Below are 20,117 nucleotides of genomic sequence, written 5' to 3' on the forward strand. Positions count from 1 at the left end.
GGTTCTTGACAGACTGTGACGGTGACGGCACCGAGCTATCAGGACCTGATCTCTGCCCACGACCGGCGGATCGGCCGCCCCGGCGGGCGCCACGAGCGGCTCGCCGGCACGGACGGGCGGCTGGCGTACAACCCCTGCCTGATCGAGGAGCCCGGCGGCGCCCTGCTGGCCGTCCGCGTCGAGTCGCCGGGCAGCTACTGGCGGGACCGGGCGTCGTGGGACCCGCAGGTCCGGTTCTTCATGCGGGCCGGTGAGCGGTGGGTGCCCGCCCCGGACACGCCCGTGTTCGACGCCGCCGAGGATCCCTTCGCGGCCTGGATGCGCGACGCCCATGGTCGTCGCCGGCTCGTGTTCGGCGTGGTGACGCTGGATCACGCCACCACGCCGCCGGTGCCGGTCACCCGGTTCCACGCCGCGCCGGACGTGCGGGGGCTGGACCCGCGGGCACCATTTCTTTCCGTACCCGGGATGAAGGACATCCGGCTGCTGCAGCGCGACGGTGACGTGGTCGTGTGCGGCCGGCCCCAGGGCGGCCGGGCCGGGATCGGGCGGATCAGCGTCGCGGTGACCGAGTCGTTCCAGACCGTGACCCGTGAGCTCGTCGAGGGTGCGCACATCTTCGCCGACCAGGTCGCGCCGGACACGAAGCTCGGCATCAACGAGCTGTTCGACCTGGGCGGCACGGTCGGCGTGCTGGGGCACGTCGCGGTCGGCGAAGAGGGCTCGACGCAGCGGTACGCGGCGGCGTGGTGGACCATTGACCCGGCGCGGCCGGCCACCAGCGTGCCGGAGGTGATCGCGACGCGCGCGGACTTCCCGCCCGGGCCGGCCAAGTTCCCGGCCGTCGCCGACGTGGTCTTCCCCGGCTCGCTCGAGCGACTGCCCGACGGGCGGCGGCGCATGCTCTGCGGCCTCGGCGACGCCTCCGTCGGCTCGGCGATCCTGCCCGCCGGTCCGTTCTGAACACCGGCCGATCCCCCGCTCCACGTCGCCCGAGCGCGGTGCCGACTGTCCACTATGGTCAATCATGGTTCGGCGCGGGAGCGGGCGCCCGCCGGTTCACCCGAGCACTCACCCGGATGTCATGCGAAAGGACCGGGCCCGGCACGCTGACGGTCTCGTAACATCGGTTCGTCCACAAGGTCCTTACCCGCCGGCACGCGTCCGCGCCTGCCCTGCGGTTCCTTTGTGCGCCCTTTGCGCCGCGCCGTCGCCGCCGTGAAGCGCCCCGGATTCCGAGCCGACCGGAGTTTCCATGATCACCGCACGAACACCGACCAGACGCCTGTTGCTGCGGACGTCCACAGCCGCCGTGTGCGCCCTGCTCGTCCTGGGCGGGGCGCAGCGGGCCTCGGCCGAGCAACCGAAACACCAGCCGGCTCACGGGCACAAGGGCACCCTCGTCCTCGGCCAGCCCGGTCCGCGAGGCGCGCAACGGGTCACCAGGCCCGGCGCACCGCTGCCGAAGATCAGCGGCTCGGTGCCCCTGAATCGCAACCTGACCGTGCGCCCGGGCAAGCCGGGCGCCGCCTCCACGCAGGGGGCCGGTCCGAGCACGCTCGCCGCGCCCGCGGCGAGCCCCAAGGTCGGCCTCCGCGCCCTCGTCATCGGCGTCGACAGCGCCGACTGGGGCGTCGACACCTGGAAGTCGACGCTGGAGCGCGTCGGCGCCGCGTACGACGTCCTGCTCAGCAAGAGCCAGCCACTGACCGCCGCGTCGCTGGTCCGGCCCGACGGCGCCGGCAGGTACAACGCCATCCTGCTCACCAACAGCATGCTGCTCTACGACAGCGGCGGCGGCACGTACGTCAGCGGCCTCGACGGCAACGAATGGAACGCACTGTGGGCCTACGAGCGGGACTACGCCGTCCGCCAGGCCAGCCTCTACACCAGCTACGGCACCTTCCCGGAGAACTACTGCCTGTCCGCGTCCAGCGAGTCCGGCGTCGGCGACACCGCGCTGCCGGCGTCGCTGACGACGGCCGGCGCCGGCGTCTTCGACTACCTCAAGCCGACCGTCAGGGTGCCGATCGTGCAGTCCTACGTGTACCGCACCCGTGTCACCGCCGGCTGCGCCGCCGACCCGCTCCTCGTCAACGGCAGCGACGTGCTCGGCGTGCGCAGCACCTCCACCGACGGCCGCGAGCGGATGGCGCTGACCTTCACGTCCAACCAGTACCTCATGCAGGCCAACCTGCTGGCGTACGGGATGTTGCGGTGGGCGAGCCGGGGGCTGTTCCTCGGCGAGCAGCGGCACTATCTCAGCGTCGACGTCGACGACTGGTTCAACAGCGCCGACCACTACTTCCCCGACGGGCACATCGAGTCCGACCCGGGCTACCAGATGTCGGGCCACGACGCGTACAACGCCTACCTGCGCCAGACGGCGTTGCGCACCGCCTACCCGCTCGCGTCCGGCTTCACGCTCAATCTGGCCTACAACGGCGGCGACGCGGACCTGAACGCGGGCACGACCTGCAGCCCGAACGGCGGCATCACCACGCTCACCGCGACCAGCCGCTGCCTGTCCACGAAGTTCCGGTGGCTCAACCACACGCTGACGCACCCGGAGCTGAACAGCACCGACTACGCCACCAGCGCGAACGAGATCTCCGCCAACCGAACCGTCGCCACCCGGCTCGGGCTGTCGCAACCCGACTCGGTGCTCAAGACGGGCGAGTACTCAGGGCTCGGCGTCTACAACCCCGACCCGGACGACGACGTCGACCCGCCGACCGACTTCGGGCTCGCGGCGTCCAACCAGCAGTTCCTCAACGCCGCCCGCGACCTCGGCGTGAAGTACGTGCACGGCAACATGTCCTTCGCCAGCCACGTGCCCGACTGCTTCGACTGCGGCAAGGTCCACCCGCTCTCACCCACGATCACGATCGTGCCCGACTGGCCGACGAACATCGCGTACCACACCACGACCCCGGCCGAGCAGATCGCGTTCTACAACTCGTACTACGGGCCGGCCGGAAAGTTCCCGTACTGGCCGGCCAACCTCACCTACGCCCAGATGCTCGACGCCGAGACGCAGATCGCGCTGGGCCACCTCGCCACCGGATCGCTGTACACGCACACGTTCCACATCGCGAACCTGCGCGACTACGGGTCCGGCAGGACACTGCTCACCGACTGGCTGGACCAGGTCATGTCGAAGTACAGCGGCTACTACTCGGTGCCGCTGCTCAACCCGGACTGGACGGCGCTGAGCGCCTACGCGACGCTGCGCATCTCGCACTTCGCCGAGGTCCGGGGCAACGTCGACGCGGTGTACGACCCGGCGGCCCGAACGGTCACGGTCACGACGCCGCTGGCCGGCGCGCTGACGGTCAGCGGGGTTTCGGGTACGGGCTCGACCACCTACGGCACCGAGGTCTCGGCGAAGCTCACGCTGCCGGCCGGCGGCACGGTAACGGTCCCGGCGAGTCCGCGCTCGTGAAGGTGGCACTGGTGTCGGAGGGCACGTACCCGTTCGCGCTCGGCGGGGTCAGCGTGTGGTGCGACCAGCTCGTGCGCGGCCTGCCCGAGTACCGCTGGGAGGCGGTGGCGCTCACGGTCGACGGCCGCGAGCGTCCCCGCTGGGACATGCCCGCCAACGTCGACCGGGTCGTGTCGATTCCACTGTGGAGCGCCGGCGGCTCCGGCCGCCGGCGCCCGCGGGGGCGCCCCGCAGCGGTGTTCCGCGCCGCTTACGACGCGCTGCTCACCGCGCTGACCACGCCGCCGGAGGAGAGCCCGCACCGGGCCGCCGTCCAGCGCAGCCGGTTCCTGCTCGCGCTGCGCGGGCTGTATGAGTTCGCGGCCGGCGGCGGCGACCTCGGCGCCGCGATCCGCTCGAACGCCGCGCTCGGCGCGATGCAGGACCGATGGCGGGAGGTCGGCGCCGCGCTGGGGTTCGACCACCCGGCGCTGGCCGGCCGGCCGCACCGGCTCACGCTCGCCGACGCGGCGCAGGCGGCCACGCTGATCGGCCACATGCTGCGCCCGCTCGCCGTGCCGCCGGTGCGCGCCGACGTGGTGCACTGCGCGATGAACGGCCTGTCGACCCTCGTCGGGATGACGGCGAAGTGGGCCCATGACACGCCGCTGCTGATCTCCGAGCACGGTGTGTACCTGCGCGAGCGATACCTGGAACAGGTGAAGGGCGACCTGCCGCACGCGGTCGCGGTGCTGCTGCTGGGCTTCCAGCGCGGCGTCGCCGGCGCCGCGTACCACCTCGCCGACGCCCTCGCGCCGCACTCGGCGTACAACCGCCGCTGGCAGCTGCGCAACGGGGCGGACCCGGGTCGCATGTGGACGATGTACAACGGCGTCGCGCCCGAGCTGTTCCCGAGCGCGAAGACCGAGCCGGACGAGCCGACCATCGTCTACGTGGGCCGGATCGACCCGCTCAAGGACCTGCACACGCTGATCCGGGCCTTCGCCCTGGTCCGCGAGCGGGTGCCGGGGGCCCGGCTGCGCATCTGCGGCGCGGCGAGCGACCTTCGCTACCGCGACAGCTGCCTCGCCCTCATCGAGCAGCTCGGCCTGACCGGCGCCGCGCGCATGGAGGGCAGCGTGCCCGACGTCGTCGAGGCGTACCACAGCGGCAACGTCGTCGCGCTCACCAGCATCTCGGAGGGCTTCCCGTATTCGGTGGTGGAGGCCATGGCGTGCGGCCGGACCATGGTGTGCACCAACGTGGGCGGGGTCTCCGAGGCGGTCGGCGACGCCGGGTTCGTGGTCGCGCCGCGCGACGCCGACGCCATCGCCGACGCGTGCGTGACGCTGCTGCGCGATCCCGAGCTGCGGCGGGAGCTGGCCGCCAAGGCGCGGCAGCGGGTGCTCGATCGGTTCACGCTGGCCCAGTCGCTGGACGACTACCGGGGACTGTACGAGCAGCTGGTGACACCGGCACTGCAGCGCGCGCCGGCCGGGGGCGCCGCCGGCGTACCGCGCGCCGTCGTCGGGCGGGCCGCCGCCGGTCGTGCGCTGATCCCGCACCCGGTGTCACCGGCGGAGGCCAACCGGCGCGACGCCGGCGGGCTGGCGGGGCCGGGACTCGCCCGCGGCACGTCCGCCGGGGCGCGGCGATGAGCGCCAGCGCCGGGGCCGGGACCCGGCTGACCTCGATGGCCGTCGCGGCCCGCGGGCTCGCGACCGACGAGACGATCGAGATGCCGATCACCGGGCTCGAGCCGATGCTGGTGCGCCCGCAGCCCAGCACCGACCCGCTCGACGCCCTCGTCGCCGAGATCCACGCCCGCGAAGGCGGCCGGTTCGTCGACGAGCTGCAGGTGACCGCGCTGCTGGAGGCGCACGGCGTCACCGACCGCACTGCGCGGGTGCAGTACGGCTACCAGGACGTGTTCGAGCTGGCCCGCGAGGCGCGAGTCCGGCTCACCGGCCTGGCCGAGCGCCCGCGGCGACGCCCGGGCCGCCGCCGCCAGCGCGGCCAGACGCTGCGAGAGCTGTGTCACGGGGCGCTGTACCTGCTGCCGTGCGTGCTGTTCCCCGCCGCCGTCGCCGGTGCGCAGCCGCGCCCGTTGGTGCTCGCGATCGTCGCGGCCGGACTGCTGGGCTGGGTGTGGGCCGGTGGCATCGGATGGCTCGCGTACCAGTACCTCAACGCGGGCGACGAGGACGCCGCGGGTCGCTTCCTGGCGGCCTCGGCGGTCGCCGGGGTCGGGGTGGCCGCGGTACTCGGCGCGGCCATCGCCGCGACCCGCGGCGGCGGTGCGGCGGTGGGGCTGCTGGTGCCGGCCGTCGCGGCCTACCAGATGGCGAGCACCCTGCTGCTCTTCTACCGCGACGAGGCCTGGCTGGTGGCGCTCATGTCGCCGGCCGCGTTGGCCGGCATCGCGTTCCTGCTGGGCGACCACGGGGTGCCGGCGGCCGCGATCGTGCCGGCCGTCGTCAGCATCGCGGCGACCTTCGGCGTGGCCGTCCGGCGGGCGCTGGTCGCCGGTGCGGCGAGCGTCGTCGAGGCAGGCAGGAGGCGCGGCCTGCGGGCCGTGCTGCGGGGCAACTGGCTCACCTTCTCGCTCGTGATCACCCACACCGCCCTGCTGGCGGCGCTGATCCTGCTGGCGCAGGCGCCGTATCTGACGGACCGGTTCGACGTGCTCGTCGCGGCGCTGCCGCTCGTGGTGTCGATGGGGTTCGTGGAGTGGCGGGCGCGCCGGTTCGGCGAACGGTCGCGGGACATGCTGCACGAGCGGTGGGGCCCGCGAGGGTTCCGGCGGCGGGTCTTGCTGCTGGCGGCGGCGAACGCCGGCGCCTGCTGGCTCGTCGCCGCCGCGGCGGCGGTGGCGACGCTCGCGGCCCTGCGCCTCGCCGACCGGCTCACACCGGCGGCCACCGCGATGGCCGCCGCGAACGTGGCCCTCGCGGGCGCCTGTTTCCTGATCTTCGTGCTGGCTGGGCTGGGCGGCTACGGACGGCTCTGCGTCGTGCTGGCCCTCGCGCTCGGCGCGCACTTCGCCGCCCGCCCGCTCGTGGCGATCGCGGTGGCGTGGTCGTCGCCGGCGGCCGCGCTCACCGACACCGTGGCCTTCCTCGGCAGCGCCGTGCTGCTCGTCGGGCTCCTGACCGCGGTCCTCGCTCCGTCGCTGGGGCACGTCCGCAAGTACCGATGACATCGAACCCAACGAAAGCAGGAAACACATGCACGCGGTCATCCTGGCCGGTGGCAAGGGCGTCCGGCTGCGCCCGTACACCACCGCGCTCCCCAAACCGTTGATGCCGATCGGAGAGCGGCACGCCATCCTCGACATCGTTCTGGAACAGCTCGCGGCACAAGGCTTCACCTCGGTCATGCTCGCGATCAACCACCTCGGCTCGCTGATCCGGGCCTTCGTCGGCGACGGCTCCCGATGGGGGCTGGAGGTCGAGTACGTCGAGGAGAGCGTGCCGCTGTCGACGGTCGGCCCGCTGTTCACCGTCAAGGAGGACCTGCCGGAGCACTTCCTGGTCGTCAACGGGGACCTGCTCACCGACCTCGACTTCGCCGGCCTGCTGGGCGCGCACCGCATGTCGGGCACGCCGCTCACGATCGCGACCGCACCGCAGAACATCAAGATGGAGTTCGGCGTGCTCGACGTCGACGCCGACCGGGTGGTCGGCTTCACGGAGAAGCCGACCTACCGGCATCGGGTCTCGATGGGGATCTACGGGATGTCGCGCAAGACGCTCGACCCGTATCCGCCCGGCCTGTCGTTCGGCTTCGACCGCCTGGTGCAGGACCTGCTGCGCCAGGGCGAGTTCCCGAACAGTTACGACTTCGACGGAGTCTGGCTCGACATCGGCCGGCCGGAGCAATACGACGAGGCCAATCGCAGGTTCGGCGAGCTCGAGCCGATCCTGCTGCCGGCGCGCAGCGGGGCGGCGGCATGAACCAGCTCAGCGTACTGCTGTTCGGGGCCAGCGGGTTCGTCGGCAAGCACGCGCGGGCGGCTCTCGCCGCCGACCCGCGGATCGCCACGCTCACCTGCCCGCCGCGCGCCCGGCACGACCTCGTCGACGGCGACCTGGCCTCGCTGAGCGACCTCGTGCGGGAGGTCCGCCCCGACGTGGTCGTGAACTGCACCGGCCGGCTCAACGGAACGGGGCTCGACCTGCTCGAGGCCAACACGCTGGTGACCGCCCGGCTCATCGAGGCCGTCGCGGCCGCGGTGCCGGGCGCACGGCTGGTGCGGCTGGGCTCGGCGGCGGAGTACGGCGTCGTCGAGCACGGCGTCAGCGTCACCGAGGACCACCCGTGCGAGCCGGTCAGCGAGTACGGCACGACGCACCTGGCCGCCACGCGCCTGCTGCAGCGGGCCGCCACGGCCGGCCAGGTCGACGGGGTCACCCTCCGGGTGTTCAACCCGATCGGGGCCGGGCTGCACCGGGACAACCTGCTCGGCCGGGCGGCCATGCTCATCCGCGACGCCCTTCGCCGCGACGGGCCGGCCGGCGTGCCCGGCCAGGTGGCGTTCGGCCAGCTCGGCGCGTACCGCGACTTCGTCGACGTCCGCGACGTGGCCTCGGCGGTGCTCGCCGCCGTCACCGCGCCGGAGCCGGGCGCCGGCGTCGTCAACGTCGCCAGCGGCCGGGCGGTGACCTCGCGCGAGGCGGTGCGCCGGCTCGCCGAGGCCGCCGGGTACACCGGCCCGATCGGCGAGCACGGCACCGGGCCGGCCCGCTCGGCCGCCGTGAACTGGATCCGCGCGGACATCGGCCGGGCCGAGGCCGTGCTCGGCTGGGTACCCACACACGAGCTGTCCGAGTCCGTCAAGGCGATCTGGGTCGCGCTCGACGCCGCCGACGGACGATGACCGGCCCGGACGCGCGCCGCCGCCTCGCGATCGCCGTCGCACTCGTGCTCGCCGCGGCCCCGATGGTCGCGTGCCGGTCGGACGGCGAGCGCTCCGGCACAGCGGGCGGCGCGCGTTCCGGCGCCCCGGCGCGCGGGGACGGCTGGGTGTACCAGCTGCAGGGCTACGAACACGGCGGCCTGGCGGCGATCGCCCGCGCGCCGCAGCGCCTCGCCGTGATCGACCTGGCCCGGGACGCGAAGTCCGACCTGTTCCGGCCCGACGAGATCGCCGCGCTGCGCGCTTCGGGCAAACGGGTCCTGGCGTACTTCGAGATCGGCAGCATCGAGCAGTTCCGGCCCGAGTACGGCCCGCTGCGCACGGACGCCGGCGACCTCGTGCTCAACCGCTGGAACGACTGGCCCGACGAGCGATTCGTGCGCTACTGGGACGAGCGATGGTGGGACCGCGTCGTGCGGCCCCGCCTCGACCGGGCGCTCGCGGCCGGGTTCGACGGCGTCTACCTCGACACGCCACTGGCATACGAGGAACTGGACCTGCACCTCGTCCCCGACTGGACCCGCGACCGGCTGGCCCGCGCGATGGTCGGCCTCATCGCGCGGATCAGCGGGTACGCCCGGCAGCGGCGACCCGGATTCTGGATAGTCCCGCAGAACTCGCCGGAGCTGCGCAGGTATTCCGGCTACGTCGACGCGATCGACGGCATCGGCATGGAGGAGCTGTTCCTCCGCGCGACCGACGAGCCCTGCGCCGAGGACTTCTGCGCCGAGAACCTCGCGGACGCACGAGCGCTGCGCGACGCGGGCAAGGTCGTGCTCGCCGTCGACTACGCCCGGCGGCCGGCGAACGTCCGTACCGCGTGCCGCCGCTACCGCGAGGAGCGGTTCCTGGGCACCGTGACCACCCGCGAACTGGACCGGATCGCCGCGCCCTGCGGCTGACCGGATCCCGGACCCACCACCATCGGCACCATCACTGAGAGGAACAGCCAACCACATGGCACGCACCATCGGCGTCATCGGCATGGGATACGTCGGCCTGACGCTGACCGCCGCGCTGGCCCGCAAGGGATTCGTCGTCCACGGCGTGGACGTGCAACCGGCCGTCATCGACTCGCTCAACCGCGGCCGTCCGCACATCTACGAGCCCGGCGTGGCCGAGGCGCTCGCCGAACACGCCGGAAGGTCGGTCTTCATCGACACGGCGCTGCCCCGCGACACGGTCGACGCGGCGGTGATCTGCGTCTCCACGCCGGTCGACGAGCACACCCGCCGCCCCAACCTCACCAACCTCGCCGCCGCGGCCCGTCAGGTCGCCGACTCGTGCGGGCCCGAAACCCTGGTCGTCGTGCGCAGCACGGTGCCGGTCGGGTCCAGCCGCCGGGTGGTGCTGCCGCCGCTGCTGGAGACGTGGGGCCGCGCCCGGCTGGTGATGGCGCCGGAGCGCACCATCCAGGGCCAGGCGCTGCGGGAGCTCGTCGAGCTGCCGCAGGTCGTCGGCGGGCTCGACGAGGCGAGCCTCACGGCCGGCCTCGACCTCTTCGGCGGCCTCGCCAACCAGCTCGTCCCGGTCTCGGGCCTGGAGACCGCGGAGCTGGTGAAGCTGTCGAACAACTGCCACACGGACCTGATCTACGCCTACGGCAACGAGATCGCGCTGATCGCCGAGCACCACGGCCTCGACCCGCTGGAGGTGATCCGGGCGGCCAACCTCGACTATCCGCGCCCCGACCTGGCCAAGCCGGGATACGTCGGGGGCGGCTGCCTGTCGAAGGACCCGTACATCATGCTCAGCGAGGCCGGCGGCCAGCCGCCGTTCCTGGTGGAGCCCGTGCGCCGGCTCAACGAGTTCCTGCCCGTCCACGTGGCGCGGACCGTCGTGGAGCTCATCCGCCGGGAGCGCGGGTCGACGCAGGGCGCCCGGCTGGCGGTGCTCGGCTGGGCCTACAAGGGCTGGCCGCCGACCGACGACATGCGCGGCACGCCGATCGCCTCGATGATGCCCGTGTTCTCCGAGGCCGGACTGACCGTGCTCGGCCACGATCCGATGGTGTCCGACAGCGTGGTGCGGCAGTACGGCGGCGAGCCGATCAGCCTCGACAAGGCGTTCAGCGACGCCGACGCCGTCCTGGTGATCAACGACCACCCGGACTACCGGGCGATCGAGCTCGGCGCGGTGCTCGGCGCCAAGCGGCCCCTGTTCGTCTTCGACTCCTGGCGCATCCTCGACGAGCACGCGCTGAGCGCGGCCGGAGTCCGCTACGCGGGGATCGGCTACCTCCCGCAGGGGGTGGCCGCATGAGGGCGCTGCTGCTCGGCGGGGCCGGCTTCATCGGCCTGCATCTGGCCCGCCGCCTGATCGGCGACGGCCACGAGGTGTCCATCGTGGACGACTTCTCCCGCGGGCGCGACGACGCCGAACTGGCCGAGCTGTGCCGCGATCCGGCGGTCGGCGTGCACCCGGGCGATCTCACCGACCCGGCCACCTGGCGGCGGCTGCCGCACGGCTGGGACCAGATCTACCTGCTGGCCGCCGTCGTCGGCGTCCGCAACGTCGAGGCCGACCCGGCCCGCGTCGTGCGGGTCAACGCCCTGAGCGCGCTGCACCTGCTCGACTGGCTCATCCCCGGCGAGCGCGTGTTCTTCGCATCGACCAGCGAGGTCTACGCCGGCGCGGTGGACGCCGGGATCGCGCCGGTGCCGACCGGCGAGCACGTGCCGGTGACGATCGGCGACGTCACCGCGCCGCGCTACGCGTACGCCGTCAGCAAGCTGCTCGGCGAGGCCGCCTTCATCCACGGGGCGCGGGCGAAGGGCTTCGAGGCCGTCGTCGGCCGGTTCCACAACGTGTACGGGCCACGGATGGGCACCGACCACGCCATCCCCGAGATGGCGCTGCGCGCGCTGCGGGGCGAGAACCCGTTCCGGGTGCCGGGCGCGGAGCAGTCCCGGGCGTTCTGCTACGTCGACGACGCCGTCGAGGCGATGCTGCGGCTGATGGCGTGCCCGGACGCGTCGGGGCGGATCGTCCACATCGGCGACGACACGGGCGAGACCAACATCGCGGACCTCGCGAAGCTGGTCCTGCGGGTCACCGGGGCCGACGCGGCCCTGGAGCCGGTCGCGGGGGCGCCGGGATCGGTCGGACGGCGCTGCCCCGACCTGGCGTTGCTGCGCGCCATGACCGGGTACAGCCCGGCCGTCGACCTGGAAGAGGGCGTGCGGCGCACAGTCGAGTGGTACCGGCAATGGGCGAGCCGGTGAGCGGCGTGGCCCCGATCGTCTTCTACTACGGCGCCGGACGCCTCGAGGACCTGCGCCGGTATCGGCGGGCCGTCCTGCAGCCGGAGTTCTACCGCCCGCAGGAGCTGCAGCGGCTGCGGGCCGACGGCACCGAGCCCCTCGCCTACCTGTCGCTGTCCGAGGACCAGGGCCCGCCGGCACCGTGGCAGCGGCCGCAGCGCAACCCCGACTGGGGTGGCGCGTTCGTGGACGTGAGCCACCCCGGATGGACCGAGCACATCCTCGGGCAGACCCACGCCGCGATCGACGCGGGATTCTCCGGGCTGTTCCTCGACACGCTCAACGTCGAGCTGACATTCCCCGAGGACCTGCCGCACCTGCTGCGGCTCGTGGCGACGCTGCGGCGGGCGGCCGGCACCGGCTACGTGCTGGCCAACCGGGGCTTCGGGCTGCTGCCGGACCTCGCCGAGTACGTCGACGGTATCCTCTTCGAGTCGTTCTCCGCGCGTTGGACGGACGACGGGTACGGCCCGTGGCCGGCGGACATCCTGGAGGGGCACGCCCGCATCGCCGAGGACCTGCCGCGCTACGACCTGGACCTGTTCGCGCTCGACTACGCGGACACGCCGGGGCTCGCCGACTTCGCGCGTCGCCGGGCGGCGCTGTTCGGCATGCCATGCGTGGTGAGCGACCGGGCACTGTCCCTGGTGTGAACCTGGTGTGCGCCTGTGGCGGCCCGGTCCTGCCCGGCCGGGCCGCCCAGGCCCGCGATGCTTAGCGGTCCCTTTGCCCCGGGTTAAAAGATCTTGAGCGGCATCCGCTTCCGCCCCTTCGTCGGGTACCGTCCGCGAGGCATTCGGCGGCCGGTAGGGTGCGGACGAGTTCCGGTGCGGGCGCCCGCGGCGAATACGTCGGCCGGGCCGCCGGAACCGCCATCGAGGAGGGGCAAGGACATGACGCAGAACGGGATGCGCCAGTACGACGAACGCATGGCGAGCGGCCCCCAGATCCTCAGCACGCCCATCGAGGCGCCAGGCGGCCCGATGGACCAGCACAAGGCCCTGCAGGTCCTGACGATGGCACAGCGCACGGCCGAGGAGCACATCGAAGGGGCCCGGCGCGAGGCGGACCGCATCCACGCCGAGGCGCACGCCGCGGCGACGCAGATCGTCTCGGAGGCGCAGGCGCAGGCGGACTCGCTGCGCGAAGAGGCCGAGCAGATCCTCAACCGGGCGCGCGCGGCGGCGGTGAACGTCGCCCGCGAGGCCGAGGCGTTCGCGGCCGAGACCGAGCACAACGCCAACGAGGTCCTGACCGACGCGCAGAGCCGCGCGGGGGACGTCGTGCGGGAGGCACAGGCCAAGGCGTACGACATCAAGGAGCGCGCCGAGCAGATCTACGAGGACGTCGTCGGCGGGCTGACGTCCAAGCGGCAGGCGCTGCAGCAGCAGATCGAGTCGCTGGAGCGGTACGACCACGAGTACCGGGCCAACCTCACCTCGTTCATGCAGCAGCAGATGCGTGCGCTCTGGGTGGGCCAGCCGCAGGTGGCGACGGACTTCCAGGATGCCGGCGCGGTGGCCGGAGAGCTGCTGCCCGCGGCGCGACGCGACCCCGACCAGCCCCACGACGAGCTGAACGACGAGCCGGAGGCGCAGCGGGCCGAGTGAGCCGCGAGCCGCGGAGCTGATCGCCGGGGCCTGGGCCGTGGCTCAGGCGCGGGCGGTCCGGTCACGGTCCTGAGCCGCCGGCCGGCCTGCCCGCGTTACTCGCGCCAGCCGGACAGCTCGATGCCCTTGCCGGTGTCGACGCGGTAGCCGAGCCGCAGCGCCTGCGTCTGCCCCTCCGGCAGCAGCAGCCGCCAGGTGAGCACACCCAGCTCGGTGCGCTCGGCCGGCGCCGGCTCCACGACCGTCTCCCGGACGGTGATCGCTTCGTGACGGGCGACCGGCAGCTGGTCGAGCACCGTGATGCGCACCGGCCGGCCCGTGTAGTTGCCGATCCTGGTGTGGTATTCGACCTCGCGGCGGCGACTCGAACCCAGCGTCGCCTTGGTGGCGGTGCGCCGGGCCAGCTCGCGCTCGACGCGGACTCGGTCGTCCAGGCCCAGCGCCAGCTCCAGCTCCTCGCCGGGCGCCCACGTCTGCAGCCCGGTGCGGCTGACGAAGTCGGCCTCGTGGAACACCGCCGCCGCCCCGGGCGGCAGCGTGTGCTGCGACGTGTTCGTCACCACGGCGCGCACGTGGACGTCGCTCGAGCGGGCCGGCGCGGTAACGTGGTCCAGCCGGGCGGCGAGGTCGAGCACCGCGATCGTGGCCCGGGCCGTGGTGCCGTCCGCGGGCACCGCGACCGCACGCGCCGGGCGGTACGTCGCCGCCACCGGCCCCTCCTCGACCCGCGCCTGGGCCAGCTCGACCGGGGCGGCCAGATCGAGCGCCTCCTCCAGCATCGGCGCCGCGCCGGCCGGCGCCGCCATCGCGGGGGCCGGGAGCGGCAGGCCCGGCGGGCCGCCGAAGCCGCCGAGGGAGCGCGGCCGCGGTGGGGGTGGCGGCAGCAGCGGGTCCAGGTACCACGGCTGCAGCTCGGGGATCGCGACCACGCCCGACGGGCGGGCGGTCGACAACGCCAGCTCGCACTCCGGCCAGTCCTCGCCGGTGCGCTGCTCCACCAGGCCGAACCAGGTCACCTGCAGGGTCTCGCCGGTCAGCCGGACGTCGTAGGTGGACCGCCAGCCGGCCTCCGGCACCTGGTAGGAGACGTCGAGCTCGACCGGGCCCGGCGCCGCCACGGCGAGCGTGACGACGGCGTAGCGCGCGTCGGGTTCGCGCTTGCCGGACAGGTCGCGCAGCTGCCGGTCCAGCGCGGCGATACGGTCGGTCACCTCGGTGCGGCGCCGCCGCAGCTCCCGGATGCCGGCCAGCACGGAGGTCAGCTCGCCGCCCATCGTGGCGGTGAACGCCGCGACCGCGTCGGAGGCCGCCTCGCCGGAGGCCAGCGCCCGCGCGTAGGCGCCGCTGGCCCGCTCGCCCAGCGTGGTCAGGAACGCCTGGCGCTGCCGCAGCACCGTCTCCGCGTCGTCGATCTCGGCCGACTCGGCCTCGAGGGCGCGCCGCTCCTGCCGCACCGCCGTCACGGCGGCGTCGGAAGGCTCGGCGCGGCGGCGCAGCGCGACGTCCACGCCGACGACCGTGGCCTGGCCGCTGCCGCTGAGCCCGCTGACCCGGATCGAGTCGCCGTCCAGGCTCAGCGGCAGCGGCCCCATCTCCACGACCTGGTCGCCGGCGTCGAGGGTGGCCCGGCCGCGACGGGTGACCCGCGCCTGCGTGGGGTAGACGGTGACCGCGACGATCTCCGCGTCGATCGACTTCTGCACGATGCGCACCGTAGCAGCCCGCGCCCAGTCTTCCGGCGAGCGCGGCGCCAGGGGCAGCGGAGATGGCGCCGCGGCGTGAACGCCCGGCGCCGGCGTTACCGGCCGCCCGCCACGACGCGGTCGGCGAAGGCGCCGAACTCGGCCGCCGAGTCGCCGATCCACACCATGCCGTGCTCGCGGATGATGAACCAGTCGGTCGAGCGCAGGCGCAGCTCCTCGAAGAACCGCCGGCCCGCCGCGAAGTGCCCGGTCTCCACGATCGAGTCGGTCACCAGCTCCCGGTACCGCGGCCCGCGGGTCAGTTCGCGGTGGTGGAAGTGGACGATGAGCCGGGGCCGCCGCGCGTGCGCGCTCAGCAGGGTGCTGAGCACCAGGAACTCCGGCGCGTCGGAGCTGGGCAGCCGCGGCCCGGTGTAGGTGATGCCGCGCAGTCCCTCGTCGAACGAGGTGACCAGGTCGAAGTCGTCGGAGGTCATGAGCGTCTTGTCGGTCAGGGTCTGCGACACGAACCAGTGACCGTCGTGCGTGAACATGACGGAGCCGTCGGTATACGGCTTGCGCTGCCACAACCGGTGCTCACGGTGCAGCCGGGCCAGCTCGGCGATCTCGCCGGCGTGCTCCCGGCACAGGCGCGCGCGCATCGCCTCGTCGCCGGGGTCGCGGCTCTCGGTCGGCTGGTACTTGACCCGGATCGTCTCGCCGATGACGTTGACGTAGACGTCCTGCCAGGTGTTGGTCCGGATCCCGCGCACCAGGTCGAGCTCGTCGGGGAAGATGGCGTTGATGTCCAGCGCGTCGCACAGTTGCGGGACGAGCGTCCCGGCCCGCTCGTAGCCGGGCCGGTCGGTGCCCGCGGCGGTCAGCGGATAGGCCGAGACGATGTTCGTCCGGACGCCGGCGAAGGCGAGCGCGGCGAGATACTCCCGCTCCCCGTCCGGCATCGCGAGCGGGTCGGTCGGCCCGTAGACGACGTAGGTGATGACGCCGGGCCCGGTCGGCGGGATCTCGCCATAGGCCAGCGGCTCGAGCGTGATCCCGTAGTCGGCGCGCAGCGCCAGGGCCGCGGGCCGGATGATCTCGCGGCGCGCCCACTCGCCGTGCGGCGACGCCGGGTTGATGACGGAGTAACACCGGATGTCGGTCACGCCGGGCTTGTGACGGTAGTCAGGCGCCCGCGACTGTTCCGCGGGAGCGCCCATTGTGATCATGCGGGTCACTGTACCCGTGCCGGCGCGGCCCGCTCTCCTCTCGCCGGGGGCCGGCGACCGTCACAGTTTCATGTCGGCATATGGATATGTTGACGAATCGACGGAATATCTGCAACCTTAGATTCCCAGTCCGCAAGAAGTTGGCAACCCGTTGCAACTTCACGGCAGGCGCACCGCCGACCGTCTGCCACCGACCCCGCAACAACCGCATAGCCCCACACCAACGCCCAGGCCCGGGCTGCCTCCGCCAACACTCACTTCCGTGAGTCCGGCCGTCGGGTCGCGGGACGATCCGTGCTGTCGTCTGAACGGAGCAAGGACACCCCCCATGAGATCCAAACTGCTCGCCGGCGCTCTAACGGTCCTCCTGGCCGCCGCCGGTGCCGTCGCCTCGTCCGCACCCGCCCACGCCTCCGGTGGGCCCAACCTCGCCCTTGGCAAGACCGTCACGGCCAGCGGCGCCAACGGCCAGTACGTAGCCGCCAACATCAACGACGGCAACCAGGGCACCTACTGGGAGAGCCCGAACAACGCCTTCCCGCAGTGGGTCCAGCTCGACCTGGGCAGCGCCACCAGCATCGACCAGGTTGTGCTCAAGCTGCCCGCCAGCTGGGGCACCCGCACCCAGAACCTGAGCGTGCGCGGCAGCACCGACGGCACCAACTGGACGGACCTGGCGGCGCCGTACGGCCCCGTCTTCAACCCCGCCAACAGCAATACCGTGGTCGTGAACTTCACCGCGAAGACGGTGCGGTACGTGCGGGTCAACGTCACCGCGAACACCGGCTGGCCCGCCGCGCAGCTGTCCGAGCTGGAGGTGTACGGCTCCAACAACCAGCCGCAGCTGCCGACCGCACCGGGCAACCTGGCCTACACCGAGACCACTCCCGGTCAGATCAAGCTGACCTGGAACGCGTCCACGTCGAGCCAGGGCATCTCCGGCTACACCGTCTACGCCGACGGCACCGCCCGCGGTAACGTCGCCGGCACGGTGCTGACCTGGACCGACACCCAGCCGACCACCGCCACGGTCACCTACTGGGTGCGCGCCCGCGACACGGCCGGCAACGAGTCCGCCGACAGCAACCACGTGACCCGCACCGGCGTCACCAACCCGCCGGTCGGCACGAACCTGGCGCAGGGCAAGGCGATCGAGGCGTCGTCGTCGGTGTTCAGCTTTGTCGCGACCAACGCCAACGACGGCAACACGGGCACCTACTGGGAGTCCAACGGCTTCACGTCGACGCTGACGCTGCACCTCGGCGCCAACGCCGACCTGACCTCGCTGGTGGTCAAGGTCAACCCCGACACGGCCTGGGGTGCGCGCACGCAGAACTTCGCCGTGCTCGGCCGCGAGCAGTCCGCCACCGGGTTCAGCACGCTCGTGGCGCGCGCTGACTACGCGTTCAGCCCGTCGGGCAACCAGAACACCGTCACCATCCCGGTCAACACCCGGGTCGCCGACGTGCAGCTGCAGTTCTTCTCGAACACCGGCGCCCCCGGCGGGCAGGTGGCCGAGCTGCAGGCGTACGGCACCATGGCGCCCAACCCCGACCTCGTGGTCACCGGGGTCAGCTGGACGCCGACGTCGGCGAACGAGGCCACCCCGATCACCCTGTCCGCGACGGTGCGCAACAGCGGCACCGCCGCTTCCACGGCGACCACCGTGAACTTCGCGCTGGGCGGCACGGTCGCGGGCAGCGCCGCGGTCGCAGCGCTGCAGACAGGCGCGTCCACCACCGTCACGTTCGACGCCGGTACGCGCCCGATCGGCTCGTACCCGGTCACCGCCACCGTCAACCCGGCGAAGACCGTCATCGAGCAGAACTACGACAACAACACCTTCAGCGCCGCGAGCCCGCTCGTGGTGGCCCAGGCGCCCGGCCCGGACCTGCAGGTGCTCTCCATCGCCACCAACCCGGCCAGCCCGGCCGTGGGCGCCGCGGTCTCCTTCAGCGTGGTGGTGAACAACCGCGGCACCACCGCGGTCACCGCCACGACGGTGACCCGGGTGACCGTCGGTGGTACCACGCTGAACGCCAACACCGGGCCGATCGGCGCCGGGCAGAGCGTGACCGTCGCGGTCCCCGGCACCTGGACCGCGGTCGCCGGTGGTGCCACCATCGTCGCCACCGCCGACGCGACCAACGTGGTCGCGGAGACCAACGAGAACAACAACTCCCTGTCGCAGTCCATCGTGGTCGGTCGCGGCGCCGCGGTGCCGTACACCTCGTACGAGGCCGAGGACGGCAACTACAACGGCACGCTGCTGAGCGCCGATCCCCTGCGCACGTTCGGGCACACCAACTTCGCCACCGAGTCGTCGGGGCGCAAGTCGGTGCGGCTGAACAGCACCGGCCAGTTCGTCGAGTTCACCTCGACCAACCAGGCCAACTCCATCGTGGTGCGCAACTCGGTGCCCGACTCGCCCTCCGGCGGCGGGCAGGACTACACGATCAGCCTGTACGCCGACGGCGTCTTCGTGCAGAAGCTGACCCTCTCGTCGCGCTTCAGCTGGCTGTACGGCAACAGCGACGACACCGAGTCGCTGTCCAACAGCCCGGGCGGGGACGCGCGCCGGCTCTTCGACGAGTCGCACGCGCTGCTCTCGCGCAGCTACCCGGCCGGCACGAAGTTCAAGCTGCAGCGCGACGCCGGGGACAACGCCTCGTTCTACATCATCGACCTCGTCGACCTGGAGCAGGTCGCACCGCCGCTGAGCCAGCCGGCCGGCTGCGTCTCGATCACGCAGTACGGCGCGATCCCGGACGACGGCCTGGACGACACCGCGGCGATCCAGAAGGCGGTGACGGACAACCAGAACGGCGTCATCCCCTGCGTGTGGATCCCGGCCGGCCAGTGGCGGCAGGAGCAGAAGATCCTGTCCCCGGACCCGGCCCGCGGCCAGTTCAACCAGAAGGGCATCCGCAACGCCGTCATCAAGGGCGCCGGCATGTGGTACTCCCAGCTGTACACGACCACCGAGCCGCAGAAGGTGGTCGGCAACATCAACCACCCGCACGAGGGCAACGTCGGCTTCGACATCGACGACAACGTCCAGATCTCCGACATCGCCATCTTCGGCGGCACGACCAACCGCAAGGACCGCGGCCACGCGCTCAACGGCCGGTTCGGCAAGAACACCAAGATCAGCAACGTGTGGATCGAGCACACCAACGTCGGCGCCTGGGTCGGCCGCGACTACAGCGACACGCCCGCCTACTGGAACCCCGCCGACGGCCTGCAGTTCAGCGGGATGCGCATCCGTAACACCTACGCCGACGGCATCAACTTCGCCAACGGCTCGCGCAACTCGAAGGTGTTCAACTCCTCGTTCCGCACCACCGGCGACGACTCGCTGGCCGTATGGTCGAGCACGTACGTCAAGGACCAGTCCGTGGACGTCGGCCACGACAACCACTTCACGAACAACACGGTGCAGCTGCCCTGGCGGGCCAACGGCATCGCGATCTACGGCGGCTACGGCAACGTCATCGAGAACAACCTGATCTCCGACACGATGAACTACCCCGGCATCATGCTCGCCACCGACCACTCCCCCATCGCGTTCTCCGGGACGACGACGATCGCCAACAACGGCCTGTACCGCTGCGGCGGCGTGTTCTGGGGCGAGCAGCAGAAGTTCGGCGCGATCACCCTCTTCGCGCCGTCGAGCGACATCGTCGGGGTCACCATCCGCGACACCGACATCTCCGACTCCACCTACGACGGCATCCAGTTCAAGGCGGGCAGCGGCCAGTACCCGAACGTGGCCATCACCAACGTCCGCATCGACAAGTCGAACAACGGCGCCGGCATCCTGGCCATGGGCAGCGCCCGGGGCAGCGCCACGCTGACGAACGTCACCATCACCAACTCGGGGACCGGCAACCTCGTCAAGGAAGCGGGCTCCCAGTTCGTGTTCAACGGGGCCCCGAACTAACCACGGCACTCGCGAACGCACCACACGAACAGCAGCGGGGGTCCCGGG

General features: G+C 72.3%; 14 protein-coding genes. 12 read left to right on the forward strand and 2 right to left on the reverse strand.

Going from position 1 to position 20,117, the window contains the following annotated elements:
• Positions 1-21: 21 nt before the first annotated feature.
• The 11 genes from AB0367_RS05450 to AB0367_RS05500 all read left to right on the forward strand — a co-directional run bounded on the left by AB0367_RS05450 (position 22) and on the right by AB0367_RS05500 (position 13,215).
• Complete coding sequence (locus AB0367_RS05450; protein WP_366224941.1) at positions 22-963, forward strand: DUF1861 family protein; 942 nt, start codon at positions 22-24, stop codon at positions 961-963.
• A 292-nt stretch (positions 964-1,255) separates the two neighbouring features.
• Positions 1,256-3,445: a hypothetical protein gene (locus tag AB0367_RS05455; RefSeq protein ID WP_366224942.1), complete on the forward strand. Its 2,190-nt coding sequence runs from the start codon at positions 1,256-1,258 to the stop codon at positions 3,443-3,445.
• A gap of 11 nt (positions 3,446-3,456) precedes the next feature.
• Entirely contained in the window at positions 3,457-5,082 is a 1,626-nt protein-coding gene (pelF, locus tag AB0367_RS05460) for a GT4 family glycosyltransferase PelF (protein WP_366224943.1), read from the forward strand.
• Positions 5,079-6,623, forward strand: coding sequence for a hypothetical protein (locus AB0367_RS05465; RefSeq protein WP_366224944.1), 1,545 nt, complete (start codon positions 5,079-5,081; stop codon positions 6,621-6,623). Before pelF ends, AB0367_RS05465 begins: the two co-directional genes overlap by 4 nt.
• Positions 6,624-6,651: 28 nt before the next feature.
• Positions 6,652-7,380 (forward strand): sugar phosphate nucleotidyltransferase, encoded by a 729-nt coding sequence (locus AB0367_RS05470; RefSeq protein ID WP_366224945.1) that lies wholly within the window; start codon positions 6,652-6,654, stop codon positions 7,378-7,380.
• Entirely contained in the window at positions 7,377-8,303 is a 927-nt protein-coding gene (locus tag AB0367_RS05475) for an NAD(P)-dependent oxidoreductase (RefSeq protein WP_366224946.1), read from the forward strand. The genes AB0367_RS05470 and AB0367_RS05475 overlap by 4 nt, the downstream gene beginning before the upstream one ends.
• The gene (locus AB0367_RS05480) at positions 8,300-9,244 is read left to right on the forward strand and encodes an endo alpha-1,4 polygalactosaminidase (protein ID WP_366224947.1); all 945 of its coding nucleotides are present in this window, start codon (positions 8,300-8,302) and stop codon (positions 9,242-9,244) included. The genes AB0367_RS05475 and AB0367_RS05480 overlap by 4 nt, the downstream gene beginning before the upstream one ends.
• Positions 9,245-9,299: 55 nt before the next feature.
• Positions 9,300-10,604 carry a nucleotide sugar dehydrogenase gene (locus AB0367_RS05485; RefSeq protein ID WP_366224949.1) on the forward strand — a complete coding sequence of 435 codons (1,305 nt, stop codon included), beginning with the start codon at positions 9,300-9,302 and terminating at the stop codon, positions 10,602-10,604.
• Positions 10,601-11,566 carry an NAD-dependent epimerase/dehydratase family protein gene (locus AB0367_RS05490; protein WP_366224950.1) on the forward strand — a complete coding sequence of 322 codons (966 nt, stop codon included), beginning with the start codon at positions 10,601-10,603 and terminating at the stop codon, positions 11,564-11,566. The genes AB0367_RS05485 and AB0367_RS05490 overlap by 4 nt, the downstream gene beginning before the upstream one ends.
• Positions 11,551-12,258 (forward strand): endo alpha-1,4 polygalactosaminidase, encoded by a 708-nt coding sequence (locus AB0367_RS05495; RefSeq protein WP_366224951.1) that lies wholly within the window; start codon positions 11,551-11,553, stop codon positions 12,256-12,258. Before AB0367_RS05490 ends, AB0367_RS05495 begins: the two co-directional genes overlap by 16 nt.
• Before the next feature lie 240 nt (positions 12,259-12,498).
• Positions 12,499-13,215 carry a hypothetical protein gene (locus tag AB0367_RS05500; RefSeq protein ID WP_366224952.1) on the forward strand — a complete coding sequence of 239 codons (717 nt, stop codon included), beginning with the start codon at positions 12,499-12,501 and terminating at the stop codon, positions 13,213-13,215.
• 95 nt (positions 13,216-13,310) lie between these two features.
• On the opposite strand, the gene AB0367_RS05505 is transcribed toward AB0367_RS05500, so the two are convergent.
• Both AB0367_RS05505 and AB0367_RS05510 read right to left on the reverse strand, forming a co-directional pair.
• Positions 13,311-14,918, reverse strand: coding sequence for a mucoidy inhibitor MuiA family protein (locus tag AB0367_RS05505; protein ID WP_366224953.1), 1,608 nt, complete (start codon positions 14,916-14,918; stop codon positions 13,311-13,313).
• A gap of 95 nt (positions 14,919-15,013) precedes the next feature.
• A complete protein-coding gene (locus AB0367_RS05510; protein ID WP_366224954.1) occupies positions 15,014-16,063 on the reverse strand; it encodes a hypothetical protein in 1,050 nt (349 codons plus the stop codon).
• Between the two features lie 391 nt (positions 16,064-16,454).
• On the opposite strand from AB0367_RS05510, the gene AB0367_RS05515 reads away from it, so the two are divergent.
• Positions 16,455-20,069, forward strand: a complete 3,615-nt coding sequence (locus tag AB0367_RS05515; protein ID WP_366224955.1) for a CARDB domain-containing protein — start codon at positions 16,455-16,457, stop codon at positions 20,067-20,069.
• Positions 20,070-20,117 lie beyond the last annotated feature (48 nt).

It is taken from the genome of Dactylosporangium sp. NPDC051484 (genome assembly GCF_040689395.1).
In the GTDB taxonomy this organism is placed as follows: Bacteria; Actinomycetota; Actinomycetes; order Mycobacteriales; family Micromonosporaceae; genus Dactylosporangium.

What these genes read in the sequence shown, in the direction of transcription:
- AB0367_RS05455 (WP_366224942.1), top strand. Translation starts at nt 1,256, where the DNA reads ATGATCACCGCACGAACACCGACCAGACGCCTGTTGCTGCGGACGTCC.
- AB0367_RS05465 (WP_366224944.1), top strand. Translation starts at nt 5,079, where the DNA reads ATGAGCGCCAGCGCCGGGGCCGGGACCCGGCTGACCTCGATGGCCGTC.
- AB0367_RS05470 (WP_366224945.1), top strand. Translation starts at nt 6,652, where the DNA reads ATGCACGCGGTCATCCTGGCCGGTGGCAAGGGCGTCCGGCTGCGCCCG.
- AB0367_RS05475 (WP_366224946.1), top strand. Translation starts at nt 7,377, where the DNA reads ATGAACCAGCTCAGCGTACTGCTGTTCGGGGCCAGCGGGTTCGTCGGC.
- AB0367_RS05480 (WP_366224947.1), top strand. Translation starts at nt 8,300, where the DNA reads ATGACCGGCCCGGACGCGCGCCGCCGCCTCGCGATCGCCGTCGCACTC.
- AB0367_RS05485 (WP_366224949.1), top strand. Translation starts at nt 9,300, where the DNA reads ATGGCACGCACCATCGGCGTCATCGGCATGGGATACGTCGGCCTGACG.
- AB0367_RS05490 (WP_366224950.1), top strand. Translation starts at nt 10,601, where the DNA reads ATGAGGGCGCTGCTGCTCGGCGGGGCCGGCTTCATCGGCCTGCATCTG.
- AB0367_RS05495 (WP_366224951.1), top strand. Translation starts at nt 11,551, where the DNA reads ATGGGCGAGCCGGTGAGCGGCGTGGCCCCGATCGTCTTCTACTACGGC.
- AB0367_RS05500 (WP_366224952.1), top strand. Translation starts at nt 12,499, where the DNA reads ATGACGCAGAACGGGATGCGCCAGTACGACGAACGCATGGCGAGCGGC.
- AB0367_RS05515 (WP_366224955.1), top strand. Translation starts at nt 16,455, where the DNA reads ATGAGATCCAAACTGCTCGCCGGCGCTCTAACGGTCCTCCTGGCCGCC.